Here is a 17,688-nt window from a genome sequence, read left to right as displayed (position 1 = left end):
AAACCTATAGGTATGCGCCTCCGGCCTCTCAAACGTATAGGTGTGGTACGACGCTGCTCTCAAACCTATAGGTGCGGCGGGCTGCGACACTCAAGCCTATAGGTGCGACTCGTCGCGGCACTCAAGCCGGGAGACGGCCCGCGCGACGTCGGCGCGCGGGATACGCCCGCAGCCTATAGCAGCAATGCCGGCTCATCACAGCCATATTGACCATGAGTGAGGGGCGCGCACCGCCCCTAGCGCTTGCCACGCTTGCGGAACCTGCGTCGGGTCGCGTGCGCGCTCCCCTTGCGGTCCGTCGCCTTCAGGCGCGCGATCACGTCGTCCGCGCTCTCGCCCGACAGGCGGGCCCTCAGCGCCACGACCTGGTCGCGCAGCCGCGCCGCCCGCTCAAAGTCCATCTCGGCGGAGGCCTGGATCATGTCATCCTCAAGCGATCCCAAGAGCTTCGAGACCTCCTCCTTGGGAAGCTCCGCCAGCTCGGCGGCGACGGCGTCGGCGGCAGCCTCGCGCTCCTCGGGAGAAGGGGCGCCCTCGGAGCCCGCCGCCGTGAAGAACTCGCCGTCGACGCGCGACTTGTCTCCCAGGGTGCGGTTGGCCTCCTCGATGAAGCTGGCGACGTCCGTGATGGATTTCTGGATGGTCTGGGGCACGATGCCGTGCTCCGCGTTGAACGCCTCCTGGATGGCACGGCGGCGCGCCGTCTCGTCCATGGCCTCGCGCATGGAGTCCGTGATGCCGTCGGCATACATGATGACCTGGCCGTTGGCGTTGCGGGCGGCACGGCCCATCGTCTGGATGAGGCCCCTGCGATTGCGCAGGAACCCCTCCTTGTCGGCGTCCAGGATCGCCACGAGCGAGACCTCGGGGATGTCCAGGCCCTCGCGGAGCAGGTTGATGCCCACCAGCACGTCGATCTTGCCCAGGCGCAGGTCGCGAATGATCTCCACGCGGTCGAGCGTCGCCGTGTCGGAGTGCATGTAGTTGACGCGGACGCCCTCGTCAAGCAGGTGGTCCGTGAGGTCCTCCGCCATACGCTTCGTGAGCGTGGTCACGAGCACGCGCTCCCGGCGCTCGACGCGACCCCTGATCTCGTCCAGGAGGTCGTCTATCTGCCCGCGCACCGGCCGCACGTCGACCGTGGGGTCCAGAAGGCCCGTGGGACGGATCACCTGCTCGACCTCCTGCTGGCTCACGCGCTCCTCATAGTCGCCGGGCGTCGCCGAGACGTACAGGAACTGGCCCACCCGCTGCTCGAACTCGTCAAAGCGCAGGGGGCGGTTGTCCAGGGCCGAGGGCAGCCTGAAGCCGTGGTCCACGAGCGTGACCTTGCGCGAGCGGTCGCCCTCGTACATGCCGCGGATCTGCGGCACCGTGACGTGGCTCTCGTCGATGATGCAGAGCATGTCCTGGGGAAAGTAGTCGATGAGCGTGTAGGGTGGCTCGCCGGCCTGGCGACCGTCCATGTGTCGGGAGTAGTTCTCGATGCCCGAGCAGTACCCCATGGTCTCAAGCATCTCCAGGTCGTAGCCCGTGCGCTGTGAGAGGCGCTGCGCCTCCAGGACCATGTCGTTGGCCTTGAGCTCGGCCACCCGCGCCTCGAGCTCCTCCTCGATGGTCTTGATGGCATGCGTGACCTTGGGACGTTCGGTCACGTAATGGGAGGCGGGCCAGATGGGGATGGCGTCAAACTCGCGCACGACCTCGCCGGACACGCTGTCGATCTCGGCGATGAGCTCCACCTCGTCGCCAAAGAAGCTCACGCGCAGGGGGTTCTCAGCGTAGGGGGGAAACACGTCCACGGTGTCGCCCCGCACGCGGAAGGTGCCGCGCGCGAGGTCGTAGTCGTTGCGGTCGTATTGGATGTCGATGAGCTCCCGTATGAGGTCGTCGCGCTCGAGCGGCACCGCCTTGTCGACGTTGGGGGCCAGGCCGGCGTAGTCCTGGGGCGAGCCGATGCCATAGATGCAGCTCACCGAGGCGACGACGATCACGTCGCGTCGCGAGAGAAGGCTCGAGGTGGCCTGGTGGCGGAGCTTTTCGACCTCCTCGTTGATGGAGGCGTCCTTCTCGATGTAGGTGTCGGTCTGAGGGACGTATGCCTCGGGCTGATAGTAGTCGTAGTAGCTCACGAAGTAGACGACGGCGTTGTGGGGAAAGAGCTCCTTCATCTCGCTCGCCACCTGGGCGGCGAGCGTCTTGTTGGGCTCCATGATGAGCGTGGGGCGCTGAGTGGCCTCGATGGTCTTGGCCATGGAGAAGGTCTTGCCCGACCCGGTCACGCCCAGCAGCGTCTGATAGCGCAGGCCCCGCTCGATGCCCTCGGAGAGCTTGGCGATGGCCTGGGGCTGGTCGCCCGCCGGCTCAAAGCTCGAGACCACCTCCAGGCGCTCGTCGCCATGCTCAAGGCCAAAGCGCCTGAGCTCGGCGCCGACGCGCTCCTTTGCCTCTGCCGTGCCGGCGAGGGGCTCGTAGCTGATCGTGGTCCCGGCGTCATCCACAAACGTGCGCCGCTGCTGAGCTGACATGTCCCCCCTCATCGCAAAGTCGCGCCGCCTGAACGACCGCGCCGAGCTGTCCTTGCCCATTCTACCGCCGCCCGCTCGGGCGAGGGCGCGCGTCGCATGCCCGGCGCGCCGCGGGTCCGCGGGCGTCATGGGCCCTCGCCCGCGCGCGCGGTCTAGCCCACGCTCAGCCCGTCGGGATAGAGGGCCTTGTACTGCGCATAGGCCTGCCTGACGCGCACCAGGTAGGCGGCCGTCTCGGCGTACTGGATGTTGCCCGCCACGTCCCCTCCGCCCGACTGCCAGCTGCTCACGTTGCCGATGCCGGCGTTGTAGGCCGCGATGACCTCGTCCTGCGATGACAGGTGCCGGCTGAGGTAGCCCAGATACGCCGTGCCGTAGACGATGTTGGTGGTGGGGTCGGTAAGTCGCGTGGGGTCATACGCCGAGCCGCTCACCACGCCCAGCCTCACCATCTCCTGAGCCGTCGAGGGCATGAGCTGCATGAGGCCGACCGCCCCGGCAGACGACGTGACGCCGGCGTCCCAGTTGCTCTCGCACTTGATGACCGCGCACACGAGATACGGGTCAACCCCCTGCTCGGCGCTGGCCTGCTCTATGACGGAGGCGTGCCTCACCGGGTAGAACCAGTTGCGGACGAACTGGGCGGGGGCAAGCCCCACGACGACGTCCGTCGCAAAGGTCAGCAGACAGACGGCGAGCAGGGCGAGCAGGGGCACGACCCTGAACCAGCGAAAGAAGCGCGGTGCCCTGCCGTCAGCCACGATGTCATCGCTCCTTTGCCCACGCTCGGTCCTGATGGGCCTTCCACCATACGCGAACGTTCGACCTCAGTTCGTCGAGACTGCCGGAGTTCTCAATCACCACATCGGCGTGAGCACGCAAAAACTCGTCACTCGGCTGCAGGGCGCGGCGACGCTCAAAGTCCGCCAGATCCATGCCCCGGCCTCGCGCGCGGGCGCGACGCCGGTCGAGGGGACAGGTGACGCAGACGACCTCGTCAGCAAGAGGAAGCAGCCCCATGGCGCGGTCTAGCAGGGGAACCTCGACCACGACCACCCTGCTGCCCGTCTCTTCGAGCCGTGACAGGTCGCGGCGCAGGAGCGCGATGACGTACGGCAGCTCAAGCTCCTCCAAGAGCCGCGCCGTACGCTCGTCAACAAAGGCGCGCCGCGCGAGAAGGGAGCGGTCGAGTCGGCCCGTGCGCCCGTCCACGATGTCCGCGCCAAACGCGCGTGCGACGCTCTCAAGGCAGGAACTTTCCGGCTCAAGCGCCTCGCGCGAGAGGCGGTCCAGGTCAAGCCGGGCAGCCCCCAGCCGCTCGAGCTCCGTGGCGACAGTCGATTTTCCGGAGGCTATCCCTCCCGCAAGAAAGACCGTGTACATGAGCACCCCCTGCCGCAGCCCAGCCTGCCGTCCGCCAGCCGGGTCGCCCGCGGGCGCGACGACGCACGTCTCGCGACGCCGCCACCATCAGGTCAAAGAGGCGTCAGGCCCTGATCTCGAACTTCTGACGACACTGGGGGCAGGTGATTCGCACAAGCCCCTTGCCGCGCGGCACGCGGACGCGCTGGTGGCAGTTGGGGCAGGTCGCATGCTTGTACTGACGGCTCTCCTCAAGGGCCGCCCGGGGGTCACGCAGCCACACGCGCGCCGGGCCTATGCGGTCGCAGAAGCTCTCGTTCTCGTTGCGGCGCGCCGAGACGTTGGTGGACAGCGTCCTGAACGTCGCGTAGGCAAGCAGAAGGAGCAGGACGGCGGTAAGGGGGGCCCAGCGGCCAAAGAGGTTGACGAGGGCAAGAAGCGCGCTCAGCGCGAGGGCAGCCATGCCCAGCTCGTCCATGCCGTTGCGACCCCGCATGAAGTCGTTCGCCTTGTCCTGAAAGCTGCCCTTAGAAGTAGCCATGACCTCGTCCTTCCCAATGCCGCGGCGTAGCGCCGTCTCGCGAGCGCATCGATGTCGTATGTCACTGTAGCATGCCCAATGTCGCAGGGGTTCACACGCCGGCGGCCTGCATGCGATTATTTCTCACAACGTCTGCGCCTGCGCCGCCCCTGCGCCACGTGTCGCGGGGCACAAAGAAGGTGGGGCCGCTCGGCGGCGACCCCACCTCAGACGATCAACGTGTGTGCCTACTCGGCGTCGGCGGCCTCGTCCTTGGGCTCAGGGCTCTCCTCGGAGGCGTCCTCGCCCTCCAGGGGCTTAACCTCGACCTCATAGCCGAGGGTCTCAGCGGCGGCCTTCATGGAGAGGGAGATGCGGCGACGGTCGAGGTCAACCTCCATAACCTTCACCTGCATCTTGTCACCCACGCTGCACACCTGCGCAGGGACGTCCACGTGCTTGTTGGCCATCTCGGAGATGTGCACCAGGCCCTCCACGCCGTCGCCCAGGTCGACGAAGGCGCCGAAGGTGACGAGCTTGGTCACGACGCCCTCCACGATGGCGCCGGCAGGATACTTCTTGACCAGCGACTTCCAGGGGTCGTCCGTGGTCTGCTTGAGGCCCAGCGAGATGCGCTCGCGGTTAAGGTCGACGTCCAGGACCTGCACCTCGACCTCCTGGCCCTGCTTGACGACCTCGGAAGGATGGTTGACGTGATTCCAGGAGAGCTCGGAGATGTGGATGAGGCCGTCGATGCCGCCGAGGTCCACGAAGGCGCCAAAGTCCACGATGGAGGAGACGGTGCCCTTCAGGCGCATGCCCGGCTTGAGCTTGGAGAGAATCTCGGAGCGCTCGGCCTTGCGGGCCTCCTCGAGCACGGCACGGCGGGAGAGGACGACGTTGTTGCGGTTGCGATCCATCTCGATGACGCGCGCCTCGACGCGCGTGCCCAGATAGGCGTTGAGGTCCTTGACGCGGCGAAGGTCCACCAAGGACGCGGGAAGGAAGCCGCGCAGGCCGATGTCCAGGATGAGGCCGCCCTTGACGACCTCGATGACCTCGCCCTCGACGTTCTCGCCCGACTGGTACTTCTCCTCGACGCGCTTCCATGCGCGCTCGTACTCGGCGCGACGCTTGGAGAGGATCAGGCGACCCTCCTTGTCCTCCTTGGTGATGACCATGGCCTCGATCTGGTCACCCCTGGCGACGACGTCCTCGGGATTGGCGTCCTTGCGGATGGAGAGCTCATGCTGGGGGATGACGCCCTCGGACTTGTAGCCAATGTCAAGCAGGACCTCGTCATGCTCGATCTTGACGACGGTGCCCGTCACAAGATCGCCCTCGTCGAAGTTGGTAATGGTACCGTCGATGAGGTTGTTCATCTCCTCGTCGGAAACGTCATCTAGGGAGAAGATCGACGAGTTCTGAATCTCACTCAAAGGTGGACCCCTTTCAAAAGCGGGGCCCCGATCTACATGATCGCTGCCTAGGGCGCTCGGCGGTGCGCGTCGCGCAATTGGAAACTTACATGCTCTCGGGGGCCAACAGATACAGTCGCATGGCACCATGCACATGCATTGTTGAGAATAGCATTTCTCAGCGCGTCGTTTCAAGTTTTAGGGGAAAATCGCCGCAATGGGTACACTGGTCTGGTGCCCAGGCGACGAGGCCGCTCTTGACGATTGGAGGCGCCGTGATCAAAGCCGTCCTGTTCGATCTTGACGACACCCTCATCGACATCAACCTGGGCGCCTTCATGGCACGCTACCTTGCGGGCCAGGCACGCATCCTCTCGCGCGTGCTCAGGGTCGCGCCGCCTTTTGCCTACCTCGCCGTCGTCGAGGGCTACCTGAGGATCGACAGCTTTTCGCGCACGGACGACCTCACGAGCGAGCGGCTCTTCTTTCAGACCGTCTGCCGACGCGTGGGCCGTCCGCTGGACCTTGACGTGCTCGCGGAGCCGCTCGCGTACTACGACGCCGAGTACATCGACCGATTCAGGGGCGGCATCGTCCAGGCGGGACCGCGCGCGGGATCGCACGAGGCCATCGAGGCGGCGCGCTCCCTCGGCCTTGAGGTTGCGCTCGCCACCAACCCGGTCTTCTCGCTTGCCGTGGACAGGACGCGCATGCGCTGGGGCGAGATCGACCCCGCCGTATTCGCGGGCGTCTCCCACTGGGCCAACTCGCGCCGCTCCAAGCCGTGCGCACGCTACTACCAGGAGTTCGTGAGCTCACTGGGCCTCGTCCCCCAGGAGTGCCTCATGGTGGGCAACGACGCCGGCAGGGACTTTCCCCGGCCCGCCATCGGCATGCCGACGGCCTACGTGGGCCATGGGCGGCCCGGCAGGGGCGTCTTTCGCGGCAGCCTCCTCGAGCTGGCTCACCGCCTGCCCGAGCTCGTCGTATCCTTGAACGAACGAGAGGGCCGCGGCGCCGGTGGCCAGGCTTCGCCGTCGCGACCAACCGACTCTTACCACGACCGCACCCGGAGGTAGCCTTGGACCAGGCAAGCTATGCCAACCATTTGCTCATCCTGAGGGAGGAGCTCGTCTTGGCCCTTGGCTGCACGGAGCCCATCGCCGTCGCCCTTGCCGCGGCGCTCGCCCGCTCCGTCTTGGGGGTGGAGCCGGAGCGTCTCGAGGTCGCCTGCAGCGGCAGCATCATCAAGAACGTCAAGAGTGTGACGGTGCCCAACTCAGGGGGACTTCGCGGCATCGAGGCCGCCGCCATTCTCGGCGCCGTGGGAGGGGACGCGACGGCATCCCTCGAGGTGCTCAAGGGCGTCACGCCACAGGAGCTGCGTCGCACGAGGGAGCTCCTCGACCAACCCGGATACTGCAGCGTGACGCTTGAGGAGGGCGTGCCCAACCTCTACGTGCGCGTGGTGGCCCGGGCGGCGGGACACGAGGCCGTCGCGCGGATCGAGGAGCGTCATACCAACGTGACGGAGCTCTCTCTTGACGGCGGCGCGACGCGAGAGGCGGCCGCCTCACGTACGCCCGTGGGGTGTGAGGACTTGCCCGTCTCCTCCGCTGCGGGGCGGGCGGAGAGGGGCGCGCTCTCGCTTGCCTCCATCTGGGAATTCGCCCACGACGCGAGCCTGGCTGACGTGGACGAGCTCATCTCTGGCCAGTTGAGCTGCAATGACAATATCTCGCGCGCGGGGCTGAGCGGCAGCTGGGGCTCGAACATCGGCTCCACCCTCTTGGCGAGCAGATCCAACGACGTGTGCTGCCGAGCGCGAGCCGCGGCGGCGGCGGGCTCCGACGCTCGCATGAGCGGCTGCCCGCTGCCCGTCACCATCGTCTGCGGCAGCGGCAACCAGGGCATCACCTGCTCGGCTCCCGTCCTCGAGTACGCGCGCGAGCTGGGGGCAAGCCACGAGGCACTCGTGCGCGCCGTCGTGCTCTCGGACCTCACCGCCGTGCACGTGAAATACTACATCGGCGAGCTCTCCGCCTTCTGCGGGGCGGTGTGCGCCGCCTGCGGGGCGGGAGCGGGCATTGTCTACCTGCGCGGATGCACCTTCGACCAGTACGGGGCAACCGTCGTCAACACCCTGGCCAACGTGGGCGGCATCGTCTGCGACGGCGCCAAGCCCTCCTGCGCCGCCAAGGTGTCCGCCGCCGTGGACGCGGCCGTCCTCGCGGGCGACATGGCGTTCGCCGACAAGAGCTTCAAGGCGGGCGACGGGCTCGTCGGCGCTGACGCCGAGAGGACCATCCGCACCGTGGGCCGCGTGGGCCGCGTGGGCATGCGCCCCACCGACGTGGAGATCCTCAACATCATGATCGGCAAGACGGACGTGTAGGTCAGGGGCATGCGGGAAGACGGCCGTCCTTGCGTCGCGCTCCTTACGGGGCACCGGCCGAGGCGCCGTCCCCGTCAGCCGCCGTCCTGGCCGTCCGGCAGCTCGTCATGCCCGGCGCCCCTCTCTCCCTCGCCTTCCAGCTCGCGAAAGAGCGCGGCGCCGAAGGGGATGGCTATCGCGATGCTCATGAGATCTGCCACCGACTGGGAAAGCTGGACGCCCAGGAGCCCTAGGGTGCTCGACAGCAGCACGACGACGGGCCCGAGGACGATACCCATGCGCGCAAGGCCCACGAGCGTCGCCCGCCACATGCGACCAGTGGTCTGCAGCGAGAAGTTGATGATCATGGCGACGCCCGTGAGCGGCAGCGTCACCGACTGGAGCCGGAGGGTCAACGTCGCGATGCGGATGACGTCAGGATCATCGCGCAGCAGGGCCACAAGCTGAGGCGCCAGCGCGAACGTGACTACGCTGATCAGCGCGACGGCGGCAAGGGACATCCTGACGGCCACGCCGAAGCCCTCGCGCATGCGCTCGTAGTTGCGCGCGCCGTAGTTGTAGCCGCACACGGGCTGATAGCCCTGCCCGATGCCGATCTGGACGTAGTTGCCAAAGCTCACGATGCGACCGACGATGGCAATCGCCGCGAGCGCGGCGTCCCCGAAGGGACGAGCCGCACTGTTGAGCAGCGTCGTTGCAATCCCGGCGACGACCTGACGAGCCATCGAGGGAAAGCCGCCGTTTGCCATCTCGGCGAAGACGCCTCCGGTGACGCCGAAGGCGCGCCGCGAGAGGCGCACGAGGCCGCACGCCTGCAGGCCGGCGACGAGCAGAAAAAACGAGACGAGCTGGCAGATGATCGTCGCCAGGCCGGCGCCGGCGATGCCGAGACCAGCGCCAAAGATGAGCGCGGGAGCAAGGGCGACGTTGAGCAGCGCCCCCGAGACGAGCGCCACCATGGCGTAGCGCGCCTCCCCCATGAAACGCAGCTGCATGTTGAGGGTCAGGGAGGCTGCCATCCACGGCGCCCCGACGAGGATGAGCGAGACATAGGTGCGCGCGAAGGGCAGGATGGTGTCCGTGGACCCCGCGAGGCGACACAGCGGCTCGAGAAAGGCATGCCCGACCACGGCGAGCACAAACCCGCAAAAGAACGAGAGCACGAGGCCCGTCACGGCCATCGTGGCAGCGGCGTCCTCATCGCGGCTGCCCAGATAGCGGCTCATCGCATTGCCCGCTCCCTGGCCAAAGAAGAATCCTATGGCTTGGATGAGCGTCATGGTCACGAAGGCGACGCCGATGGCACCCTCGGCCGCAGTCGAGATGCGCCCTATGAAGTAGGCGTCGGCAAGGTTGTAGATCGTGGTCACGAGGTTCGAGACGATCGACGGCAGGGCCAGGGACATCACCAAGGGCCCCACCGGGCCCTCCGTCATCTGCCGAAACTTCTCGTCCGCCCCGCCCTCCGCCACGCCAACGCCTCCCACGGCTCGCCTCCCGCAGCGCCACCCCGCAGGCTGACAGAAAGTGTGACCCCCTCTCGCGAGCACGAAAAGCCAGGCGGCCCATTCTTGACGAGAGGGACACACTCCGCAGGCCCCTGAGGGCGCCGCGCGCTGCCGGCGAGGGCCAGGGCCGTATGGCTACCCCTCGAAGCCCTCGTCGCGCACGAGCGGACCGGCCTGGCCGTCTGCGGCGCTCGTCGCCAGCTCGTCACAGAGCTCGTTGAGCTGCGTGCCCGCATGACCGCGCACCCAGACCCAGCTGACCTCATGCGGGCGGGCGGCGGCAAGGAGGCGCCGCCAGAGGTCGGGATTCTTGACAGGCTGCTTGCTCGAGGTCGTCCATCCCCTCTTGACCCAGCCCCAGACCCAGCCCTTGGTCATCGCGTTGATGAGGTATTGGGAGTCGGAGTGCAGCTCGACGACGCAGGGCCTCGTGAGCGCCTCGAGGGCCGCGATGGCCGCAAGAAGCTCCATGCGGTTGTTGGTGGTGCGCGCGAACCCCTGGCTCAGCGTCCGACGGTGCTCCCTGCCCGCTGAGTCCACAAAGCGCAGGACGGCGCCGTAGCCGCCGGGGCCGGGGTTGCCCCGCGACGACCCGTCGGTCCAGACCTCCACCGACGCCGGGGACAGGGGGGCGGGGCCGCCCACCATGCCCGGGTGCGCGCTCGCAAACGCCTCCAGGCTCATGCCCGCCGCGTCGTTCTCTCCCGCCGCCACTACTTGGCCTCCGCCCACGTGGGACCATAGCTCACGTCGGCAATGAGCGGCACGCGCAGCTCGACCACGGATTCCATCGTCTCCTTGACCAGGGCCGAGAGGGTCTCGACCTCCGCCTGGGGCACCTCAAAGTCAAGCTCGTCGTGAATCTGGAGCACGAGCCGGGAGGCGAGGCCCTCCGCACGCAGGCGCTGCGCCACCTGGATCATCGCGATCTTGATGATGTCCGCCGCCGACCCCTGCATGGGGTGGTTCATCGCCGTGCGCTCCGCGAAGCTGCGAAGCTGGAAGTTGCGGCTGTTGATGTCGGGGGTGTGGCGGCGGCGCCCGTACATGGTCTGGGCGTAGCCCAGCGAGCGCGCCGTCTCGACGCTCGTGTCAAGGTAGCTGCGAACGCCGGGGTAGGCCTCAAAGTAGCGGTCGATCATCTCCTGGGCCTCTCCTCGGCCGATCTTGAGCGAGCTTGCGAGGCCGTATGCCTGCTGGCCGTACACGATGCCAAAGTTGACGGCTTTCGCGCGGCTCCTGAGCTGGGGCGTCACCTCCTCCATCGGCACGCCGAACACGCGCGCGGCCGTGGCGCGGTGAAAGTCGGCGCCCGAGTTGAAGGCCCCCACCAGATGCTCGTCGGCGGACAGGTGCGCGAGGAGCCTCAGCTCGATCTGGGAGTAGTCGCAGGCAAGGAACACGAATCCCTCGGGGACCGTGAAGGCGGTGCGCACGCGATGGCCCAGCTCCGACCTCGTGGGGATGTTCTGCAGGTTGGGGTCCGAGCTCGAGAGCCGCCCCGTGGCGGCCACGGTCTGGTTGAGCGTCGTGTGGATGCGCCCGTCCGACCTGATGTCCGCAGGCAGCGCGTCCAGGTAGGTGCTCTTGATCTTGGTGCGCTCGCGGTACTCAAGCACGGTCTGCACGCGCTCGTCCCTAAGCGCAAGGTCCTCGAGCGTCTTCGCGTTGGTGGAGTAGAAGCCCCTCTTGGTCTTCTTGAGGCCAAAGGTGGGCAGCCCCCACACGTCAAAGAGGACGTGCGAAAGCTGCTGTGGGGAGTCAAGGTTGAAGTCCTCCCCTGCGGCGCCCTTGATGGAGGCGACCATCTGGTCGATCTCGTGGCCAAGCTCGTCGGCCTGCCTCTTGAGGATGGCGCGGTCCACCGCAAGGCCCGTGCGCTCCATCTGCAGCAGCACCGGCAGCAGCGACATCTCGAGCCCGTGAAAGAGCTCCGTGGCGTCCTCGGCGGCGAGGGCGGCGTCGAGGGGATCGCGCAGCGAGCGAGCGAGCCAGGCGTCTATGGCCGCCTGCGGAAGCCCCTCGGCGGGCTCCGGCGCGGGCACGCCCAGCAGCTCCGCCGAAAGCTCGGCGGGAGCATAGGACGACCGGTCGCTTTCGCGCAGATAGGCGGCGACGCTCGTGTCAAAGATGCGCATGGGGTCAACGTCCCAGGCGTCGATGGCGGCGTCTTGGGCAGAGTCAAGGGGAAGGGCAAGGTGCAGCAGCGCCTTCACGTCCGCCGAGACCACCCTGCCGGACCGGACGAGGAGCTCGACGCCCTCGACGGCCTGCAACCCCGTGAGGCAGAGCAGGTCGTCGCCAGCGGCGGCCCACACGCGAGCGGGCGCGTCGGCGTCAAAGAGCGAGGTCTGCCCCCGTCGTCCCTCGGGGTCGTCCAGGGCGGCGCCCACCCAGGAGCCGGCCGCGACCGCCGACCTGAGTGCCTGGAAGGCCCTCTCGCCCGTGAGGGGCTCGGGCAAGGCGGGAGGGCCGGACGGGGCGGCGTCAGAGGAGCCCGCCTCGACGCCCGCGAGTCGGACGAGGCGCTTGGTGAGGCCGGTGAAGCCCAGGGCGCCGAAGGCGGCCGTCACCTCGGCGGGATCAAAGGTGGGAAAGCGCGCGTCAGAGAGCCGGACCTCTATGGGCGCGTCCGTCCGTATCGTGGCGACCTTGCGGCTGAGCAGGGCGTCGTCGATGTGGGCACGGAGGTTCTCGCCCATCTTGCCCTTGACCTCGTCGGCGTGCGCTATCACCTCGTCAAGCGACCCGTAGCGCACGATGAGGGCCGCCGCCTTCTTGGGCCCGATGCCCGGCACGCCGGGAATGTTGTCCGAGGAGTCGCCCTTGAGCCCGTAGAAGTCGGGCACGAGCTCGGGCGTGATGCCGTGATACAGGTCGTCGACGCTCTCCGGCGTCATGATGGCGACGTCGGAGACGCCCTTCCTGGTGGACACGATGCGCACGTGATCGGTGGCGAGCTGGTACATGTCGCGGTCGCCCGTGAAGAGGTACATGTCAAAGCCCGCGCGCTCCCCCTCGCGGGCGAGCGTGCCGAGGATGTCGTCGCCCTCCCAGCCCGGGCACTCCGCCACGGGCACGTCAAGCGTGCGCAAGAGGTCCTTGACCATGGGAAACTGCTCGTGCAGCGCATCGTCCATGGGCGGGCGCTGGGCCTTGTACTGAGGCAGCATGTCCATGCGGACCTGGGGCAGGCCCTTGTCAAAGGCGCAGATGACGCCATCGGGCCTGAAGGACTCCATGAGCTTCACGAACATGTTGAAGAAGCCGAAGAGCGCGTTGGTGGCGCGTCCGTCGGGGGCGCTCATGGGCTGGCGGATGGCGTGAAAGGCGCGGTGCATGAGCGAGTTGCCGTCGATCACGGCGATGGTGCGCGGGGCAGGCGTCTGGGCCTGCGTCTGCGTGGCCTCGGAGGGGGACTGGTCTGGCATTTGGATGCTCCTTGCTCGGGTCGGGGGGCGGGCGCGAGCGCGACCGTCCCAAGCCCATTGTACCCGCGGGCCAAAGCTGCGGCGGACGGGCAGGGAGTCTCCGGAAGGCGCACCCTGCCCCAGCCAACTGTTCAGAGCCCATCCGAGAGTGCAGCCCGCATCATTTCGGGCGAGTTCCGAACGACTTGGGCGAGGGGGACGGGGGCGCCCGTCCGGAAGACCTCCCAGGACATGGCTGGCTGCGTTACCAGGCCATCAAGAGAATGCATGCCCTTTGATGACATACATGGGCCAGCGGTTCTCCTAGGCTTAGGAAGAACTTGGAAAAGGAGGCCAAACATGCCAAGCGAGGCCATGCTTTGCGGAGGAGCCAGGAGACGGGGCATAGTGGGTACCGCGTCACTTTTAGTTTTGGGAATGCTCGCCATAGCGATGCCGATGTATGCCAGCTCCAGTGGCTTTCAAACCATAGGAACCATTTCAGGGCGCAGCCTTCCCGTCGCCATCGCCTTCGTGGCCTCCATCTTCCTCGTCTTCAGATGTCAGGCTGATGCAAGCACCCCCCAGTCGGCTAGGGCGAGAAAGGTTGCCTGGGTTTTCCTCATACTTCTTGTGGGTGCCCTCGTTGCGGTCGAGAGCCTGAGCTTCGTCCGCCTCATGCGAGACCCGGAACTTGTCTCCCGTCCTCCCATGCCGGATGCCCTGTTCGCAGAATGGGTCATCCAGGCGTCTTGCATCATCCTGCTCACTGGAATCTTAACGGGGCAAACGCAGGGCGGCGAAACGCCTGGGGAGAAGGGCGATCCGGGCAGAATCCGTGTGGTTCTCTCTTTGATTGCGCTCTCCACCGTCATGTGGCGGTTGTCCGGTGCCTTTGCCCCCACGACTGGGTGCGGTGGGTCCTGGTTGGGAAGCCTTCCCTGGGCCTTCCTGCTCGTTCTTCTAGCCGTACGCTTCGGCGGCTCCAGGATCTACGTTCCCGTCGGTGCCGCCACGGCACAGGCGTCGCTTCTCCTGACGAACCTCTGCATAAGAGCCCTACTCCAGCATGACATGGGCCAACACGCGCACGAGAGCTCCTCGCCCCTCATTGCCCTTTGCCTGCTGTCCGGCGCAATCGTACTTGAGCTGCTCTGCGTTGGCGTTCTTCGCAGGTACGGCTGCTGGGCAGGAGCCGGCATGACTATCAGCATGAAGGTCGCCTCATCGAGAGGCGAGGGAGAGACAGGCCTCGAAGCGATGGTTGCGAGGTTCTCTGACGTCATTGCCTCCCTCTACCCAAAGGCATCCCTTACTCCGCGTGAAGCCGAAGTCGTTTCGTTGACCCTCGTGGGAAAAACGAGTACGCAAATTGCGGAGCGCTTGTCGATTCGCCCCTCGAGCGTTTCGACATACAGGTCACGTGCCTATCGCAAGCTCCATGTCGAGAGCAAGGGCGAGCTTGCGGAAAGAGTCTCCGCCACACTCGCGTCAAAACCCGAGCGTAACGGGCAGGAGGAGCGTCCGGCACCACAATGGAAATGGACTCCCCAGGTCACGAGGCTGGGAGGAGTCCTCCTGCGATCCGCTCTTGTGTCAGGCTGCCTGGCCGGCCTCAAGCTCCTGCCCCCCACGTTCATTCTGGAGGGGCTCGCGACCGCGTCTTGGGTCGCCGCGTTCGCTCTTGGGCTCATCCTCTGCATCCGTCACATCGCACGCGCAATGCCAGCGGATCATTGGTCCCAAGCGGGTGGATTGGTCGCGTACGCGACGTCTGGTCTCGCCCTCTCACTCTCGCTTGTCGATTTCGTCTCTCAAGAGCTTGCAGCCGTTTCCCTCGTTGCGGTCGCACTTGCAGCAACGGCCCTCTTGGCTTGTCTCTCGGCCTGGCCAGAACGAGAGTCTCCCAAGACGCCAGCCCTGTTGATTGGCTTTGGCCTTCCGGGCGTCGTCGTCTCTCCCCTGGGCGGGGCAGTGGCCTTTCGTGGGGTCTCCCCAGATTATCTCATCCTTTGCTCGATGGTCCTCTCGGTGATCGCTGGCGTCACCACCTGGATTGGACAACGTTGGGAGCGCCACGAGACGGCAGCCGTCGGCATCGAAGGCGCAGGGAGGACGCTTGCGTACCTCAAGGGTCGTGGGCTGAACGACCTTCAGGCGCAGGTGGCATACCAGACCGCGCTTGGAATCACACCCACGCGCATCGCCAATGCGCTCAACATCTCCGTCTTGACTGTTTCTTCCTACAAGTCGCTCTCTTACAAAGCCCTTCAGGTGCACGGTATAGCGAAGCTCAGGCAGCTGTTGAGAGAGGAGGCCGGGCTGAATGTCTGAGTAAAAAAGCTCGCGTCATTGGCCGTGAGAGAGGAACTCGGCCGCGCGGCAGAGGTGATCTCGGGACGAGAACCGGCCGTAAATTGGAGGGAACAGCAACCGCCACGTAACCCGATCGTGCGTTTTCGTGTTGTCCTACGTTCACCGCTCAGTAACAATGATCAGATAGTGTAGTTTACGGAAGGAAGGTGGCGCCTCCGTTGCCGCAACGCCAATCCAGGACGCGACGCCACCGCATGAGGTAGCAGACGATTTGGGGGCAGCATGGGCAAGGACAGGGTTTCCAGGGAGTACGGCAGTCTGGTCTTTACCGACGCAGACATGCAGGACCGCCTGCCCAAGCCAAGCTACAAGGAGCTGCGTCGCACCATCGACGAGGGCAAGCCCATCGACCTGGGCATCGCCAACGAGGTGGCCCACGCCATGAAGGACTGGGCCCTCGAGCGCGGCGCCACCCACTTTACGCACTGGTTCCAGCCCCTCACGGGCATCACGTCCGAGAAGCACGACGCGTTCATAACCCCCAAGGACGACGGCACCGTGCTCATGACCTTCTCGGGCAAGGAGCTCGTCCAGGGCGAGCCCGACGCCTCGAGCTTTCCTTCCGGCGGCCTGCGCGCCACCTTCGAGGCGCGCGGCTACACCGTCTGGGACCCTATGAGCCCCGCCTTCATCAAGGACGAGGTCCTCTGCATCCCCACGGCCTTCATCAGCTACACCGGCGAGGCGCTCGACAAGAAGACGCCGCTGCTGCGCTCCGAGGTGGCCATCGAGAGGCAGGCCAAGCGCGTGCTCGCCCTCTTTGGCAAGAACCCCAGGCGCGTGGTCACCACGTGCGGTCCCGAGCAGGAGTACTTCCTCATCAAGGAGGAGGACTTCGAGGCGCGCCCCGACCTCATCCTCACCGGTCGCACGCTCTTTGGCTGCGAGCCCGCCAAGGGCCAGGAGCTTGAGGAGCACTACTTTGGCGCCATCCGTCCCACGGTCAACGCCTTCATGAAGGAGGTGGACGACGAGCTCTGGAAGCTGGGCGTGCCGGTGCGCACCAAGCACAACGAGGTCGCGCCCTGCCAGCACGAGCTCGCGCCCATCTTTGAGCAGGGCCCGCTCGCCATTGACGACAACCTGCTGACCATGGAGAAGCTCAAGCTCCTGGCGACCCGCCACGGACTTGCCTGCCTCGAGCACGAGAGGCCCTTCGACTACGTCAACGGCTCGGGCAAGCACGACAACTGGTCGCTCTCGGCAGACGGCGAGAACCTCCTGGAGCCCGGCGACGACCCCGAGGACAACCTGCAGTTCCTCGTCATCCTCGCCTGCCTCGTGGCAGCCGTTGACGAACACGCCGACCTGCTGCGCGCCTCCGTCGCCTCCGCGGGCAACGACCACCGCCTCGGCGCCAACGAGGCGCCCCCCGCCATCGTCTCGGTCTTTCTGGGCGACGCCCTGACGCCCGTCGTCGGCGCGCTCATCAAGAAGGAGCACACCGAGAGCGCCAATCGCGAGGAGATCGACCTGGGCGTGCCGGCGCTGCCCAACGTCCTGCGCGACAACACCGACCGCAACCGCACCTCGCCCTTCGCCTTCACGGGCAACAAGTTCGAGTTCCGCATGTGCGGCAGCCAGCAGAACCTCTCCGACCCCAACGTCGTGCTCAACACCGCGGTCGCCGAGCAGCTTGACCGCTTCTGCTCCTACGTGGCCGATCGCTCCGACGAAGACTTCCAGGTCGTCGCCATGCGCTTCGTGCGTCACAGCTTTCGCGACCATCGGCGAGTGCTCTTTGACGGCAACGGCTACTCCGACGACTGGGAGAAGGAGGCCGAGCGGCGCGGGCTGCCCAACCTCAAGAGCACAGCCGACGCCCTGCCCTGCATGGTCACGCCCGAGAACATCGCCCTGTTCGAGAAGTACGACGTGCTCTCCGAGAACGAGTCGCGCGCCCGCTACGCCGCCGCGTCGGAGCAGTACGCCAAGCTGCTCAACATCGAGGCGAACACCATGAGCTACATGGTGCGTCACATGTACCTGCCGGCCCTCATCGACTATTCCGGTGACCTCGCGACCGCCATCGCCACGAAGAGGGAGATCGGCATCGTCGGCACGGCGGAGCAGGAGCTCGCGCAGCTCATCACCAACGGCATCGACGAGATCTACGCGACGGTGGGCGAGCTGGAGGCCAAGAACGCCAAGGCCCGCGCGGTCGAGGGCTG

General features: G+C 66.4%; 12 protein-coding genes. 4 read left to right on the top strand and 8 right to left on the bottom strand.

The window, feature by feature from the left end; genetic code table 11:
* Positions 1–236: 236 nt before the first annotated feature.
* From uvrB to rpsA, 5 genes are all read right to left on the bottom strand, one after another.
* Positions 237–2,528, bottom strand: coding sequence for an excinuclease ABC subunit UvrB (gene uvrB, locus HMPREF2826_RS05815; RefSeq protein WP_083307398.1), 2,292 nt, complete (start codon positions 2,526–2,528; stop codon positions 237–239).
* 152 nt (positions 2,529–2,680) lie between these two features.
* Positions 2,681–3,289 (bottom strand): lytic transglycosylase domain-containing protein, encoded by a 609-nt coding sequence (locus tag HMPREF2826_RS05810; protein WP_070640046.1) that lies wholly within the window; start codon positions 3,287–3,289, stop codon positions 2,681–2,683.
* 4 nt (positions 3,290–3,293) lie between these two features.
* Positions 3,294–3,911, bottom strand: a complete 618-nt coding sequence (gene coaE, locus HMPREF2826_RS05805; protein ID WP_070640043.1) for a dephospho-CoA kinase — start codon at positions 3,909–3,911, stop codon at positions 3,294–3,296.
* Between the two features lie 103 nt (positions 3,912–4,014).
* Positions 4,015–4,431, bottom strand: a complete 417-nt coding sequence (locus HMPREF2826_RS05800) for an RING finger protein (protein ID WP_070640042.1) — start codon at positions 4,429–4,431, stop codon at positions 4,015–4,017.
* Positions 4,432–4,658: 227 nt separating this feature from the next.
* Complete coding sequence (rpsA, locus tag HMPREF2826_RS05795) at positions 4,659–5,849, bottom strand: 30S ribosomal protein S1 (protein WP_070640039.1); 1,191 nt, start codon at positions 5,847–5,849, stop codon at positions 4,659–4,661.
* A gap of 254 nt (positions 5,850–6,103) precedes the next feature.
* Here rpsA and HMPREF2826_RS05790 point away from each other — a divergent pair, with 254 nt between their 5' ends.
* Positions 6,104–6,907 (top strand): HAD family hydrolase, encoded by an 804-nt coding sequence (locus HMPREF2826_RS05790; RefSeq protein ID WP_210388978.1) that lies wholly within the window; start codon positions 6,104–6,106, stop codon positions 6,905–6,907.
* A gap of 2 nt (positions 6,908–6,909) precedes the next feature.
* On the top strand, positions 6,910–8,223 hold the full coding sequence (locus HMPREF2826_RS05785) for an L-cysteine desulfidase family protein (RefSeq protein ID WP_070640034.1): 1,314 nt from the start codon (positions 6,910–6,912) through the stop codon (positions 8,221–8,223).
* A gap of 74 nt (positions 8,224–8,297) precedes the next feature.
* Here HMPREF2826_RS05785 and HMPREF2826_RS05780 read toward each other — a convergent pair whose 3' ends face one another.
* From HMPREF2826_RS05780 to polA, 3 genes are all read right to left on the bottom strand, one after another.
* Complete coding sequence (locus HMPREF2826_RS05780; protein ID WP_083307297.1) at positions 8,298–9,710, bottom strand: MATE family efflux transporter; 1,413 nt, start codon at positions 9,708–9,710, stop codon at positions 8,298–8,300.
* A gap of 156 nt (positions 9,711–9,866) precedes the next feature.
* On the bottom strand, positions 9,867–10,379 hold the full coding sequence (gene rnhA, locus HMPREF2826_RS05775) for a ribonuclease HI (RefSeq protein WP_070641197.1): 513 nt from the start codon (positions 10,377–10,379) through the stop codon (positions 9,867–9,869).
* Between the two features lie 65 nt (positions 10,380–10,444).
* Positions 10,445–13,162 (bottom strand): DNA polymerase I, encoded by a 2,718-nt coding sequence (polA, locus tag HMPREF2826_RS05770; RefSeq protein ID WP_070640031.1) that lies wholly within the window; start codon positions 13,160–13,162, stop codon positions 10,445–10,447.
* A gap of 339 nt (positions 13,163–13,501) precedes the next feature.
* Here polA and HMPREF2826_RS05765 point away from each other — a divergent pair, with 339 nt between their 5' ends.
* Both HMPREF2826_RS05765 and HMPREF2826_RS05760 read left to right on the top strand, forming a co-directional pair.
* Positions 13,502–15,475 (top strand): LuxR C-terminal-related transcriptional regulator, encoded by a 1,974-nt coding sequence (locus HMPREF2826_RS05765; RefSeq protein ID WP_070640028.1) that lies wholly within the window; start codon positions 13,502–13,504, stop codon positions 15,473–15,475.
* A gap of 264 nt (positions 15,476–15,739) precedes the next feature.
* The coding region (locus HMPREF2826_RS05760; protein ID WP_070640026.1) for a glutamine synthetase III family protein at positions 15,740–17,688 on the top strand (1,949 nt) is incomplete at its 3' end.

This window comes from Olsenella sp. HMSC062G07 (assembly GCF_001811895.1).
In the GTDB taxonomy this organism is placed as follows: Bacteria; Actinomycetota; Coriobacteriia; order Coriobacteriales; family Atopobiaceae; genus Olsenella_F; species Olsenella_F massiliensis.
Note: the sequence above shows the minus strand (reverse complement) of the source record. Positions and strands in the feature narration are given on the sequence as shown.

Excerpts from the sequence above, each read along its gene's own strand:
- uvrB (WP_083307398.1), bottom strand. The coding sequence starts at position 2,528 with ATGTCAGCTCAGCAGCGGCGCACGTTTGTGGATGACGCCGGGACCACG.
- coaE (WP_070640043.1), bottom strand. The coding sequence starts at position 3,911 with ATGTACACGGTCTTTCTTGCGGGAGGGATAGCCTCCGGAAAATCGACT.
- HMPREF2826_RS05800 (WP_070640042.1), bottom strand. The coding sequence starts at position 4,431 with ATGGCTACTTCTAAGGGCAGCTTTCAGGACAAGGCGAACGACTTCATG.
- rnhA (WP_070641197.1), bottom strand. The coding sequence starts at position 10,379 with ATGGTGGGCGGCCCCGCCCCCCTGTCCCCGGCGTCGGTGGAGGTCTGG.
- polA (WP_070640031.1), bottom strand. The coding sequence starts at position 13,162 with ATGCCAGACCAGTCCCCCTCCGAGGCCACGCAGACGCAGGCCCAGACG.
- HMPREF2826_RS05765 (WP_070640028.1), top strand. The coding sequence starts at position 13,502 with ATGCCAAGCGAGGCCATGCTTTGCGGAGGAGCCAGGAGACGGGGCATA.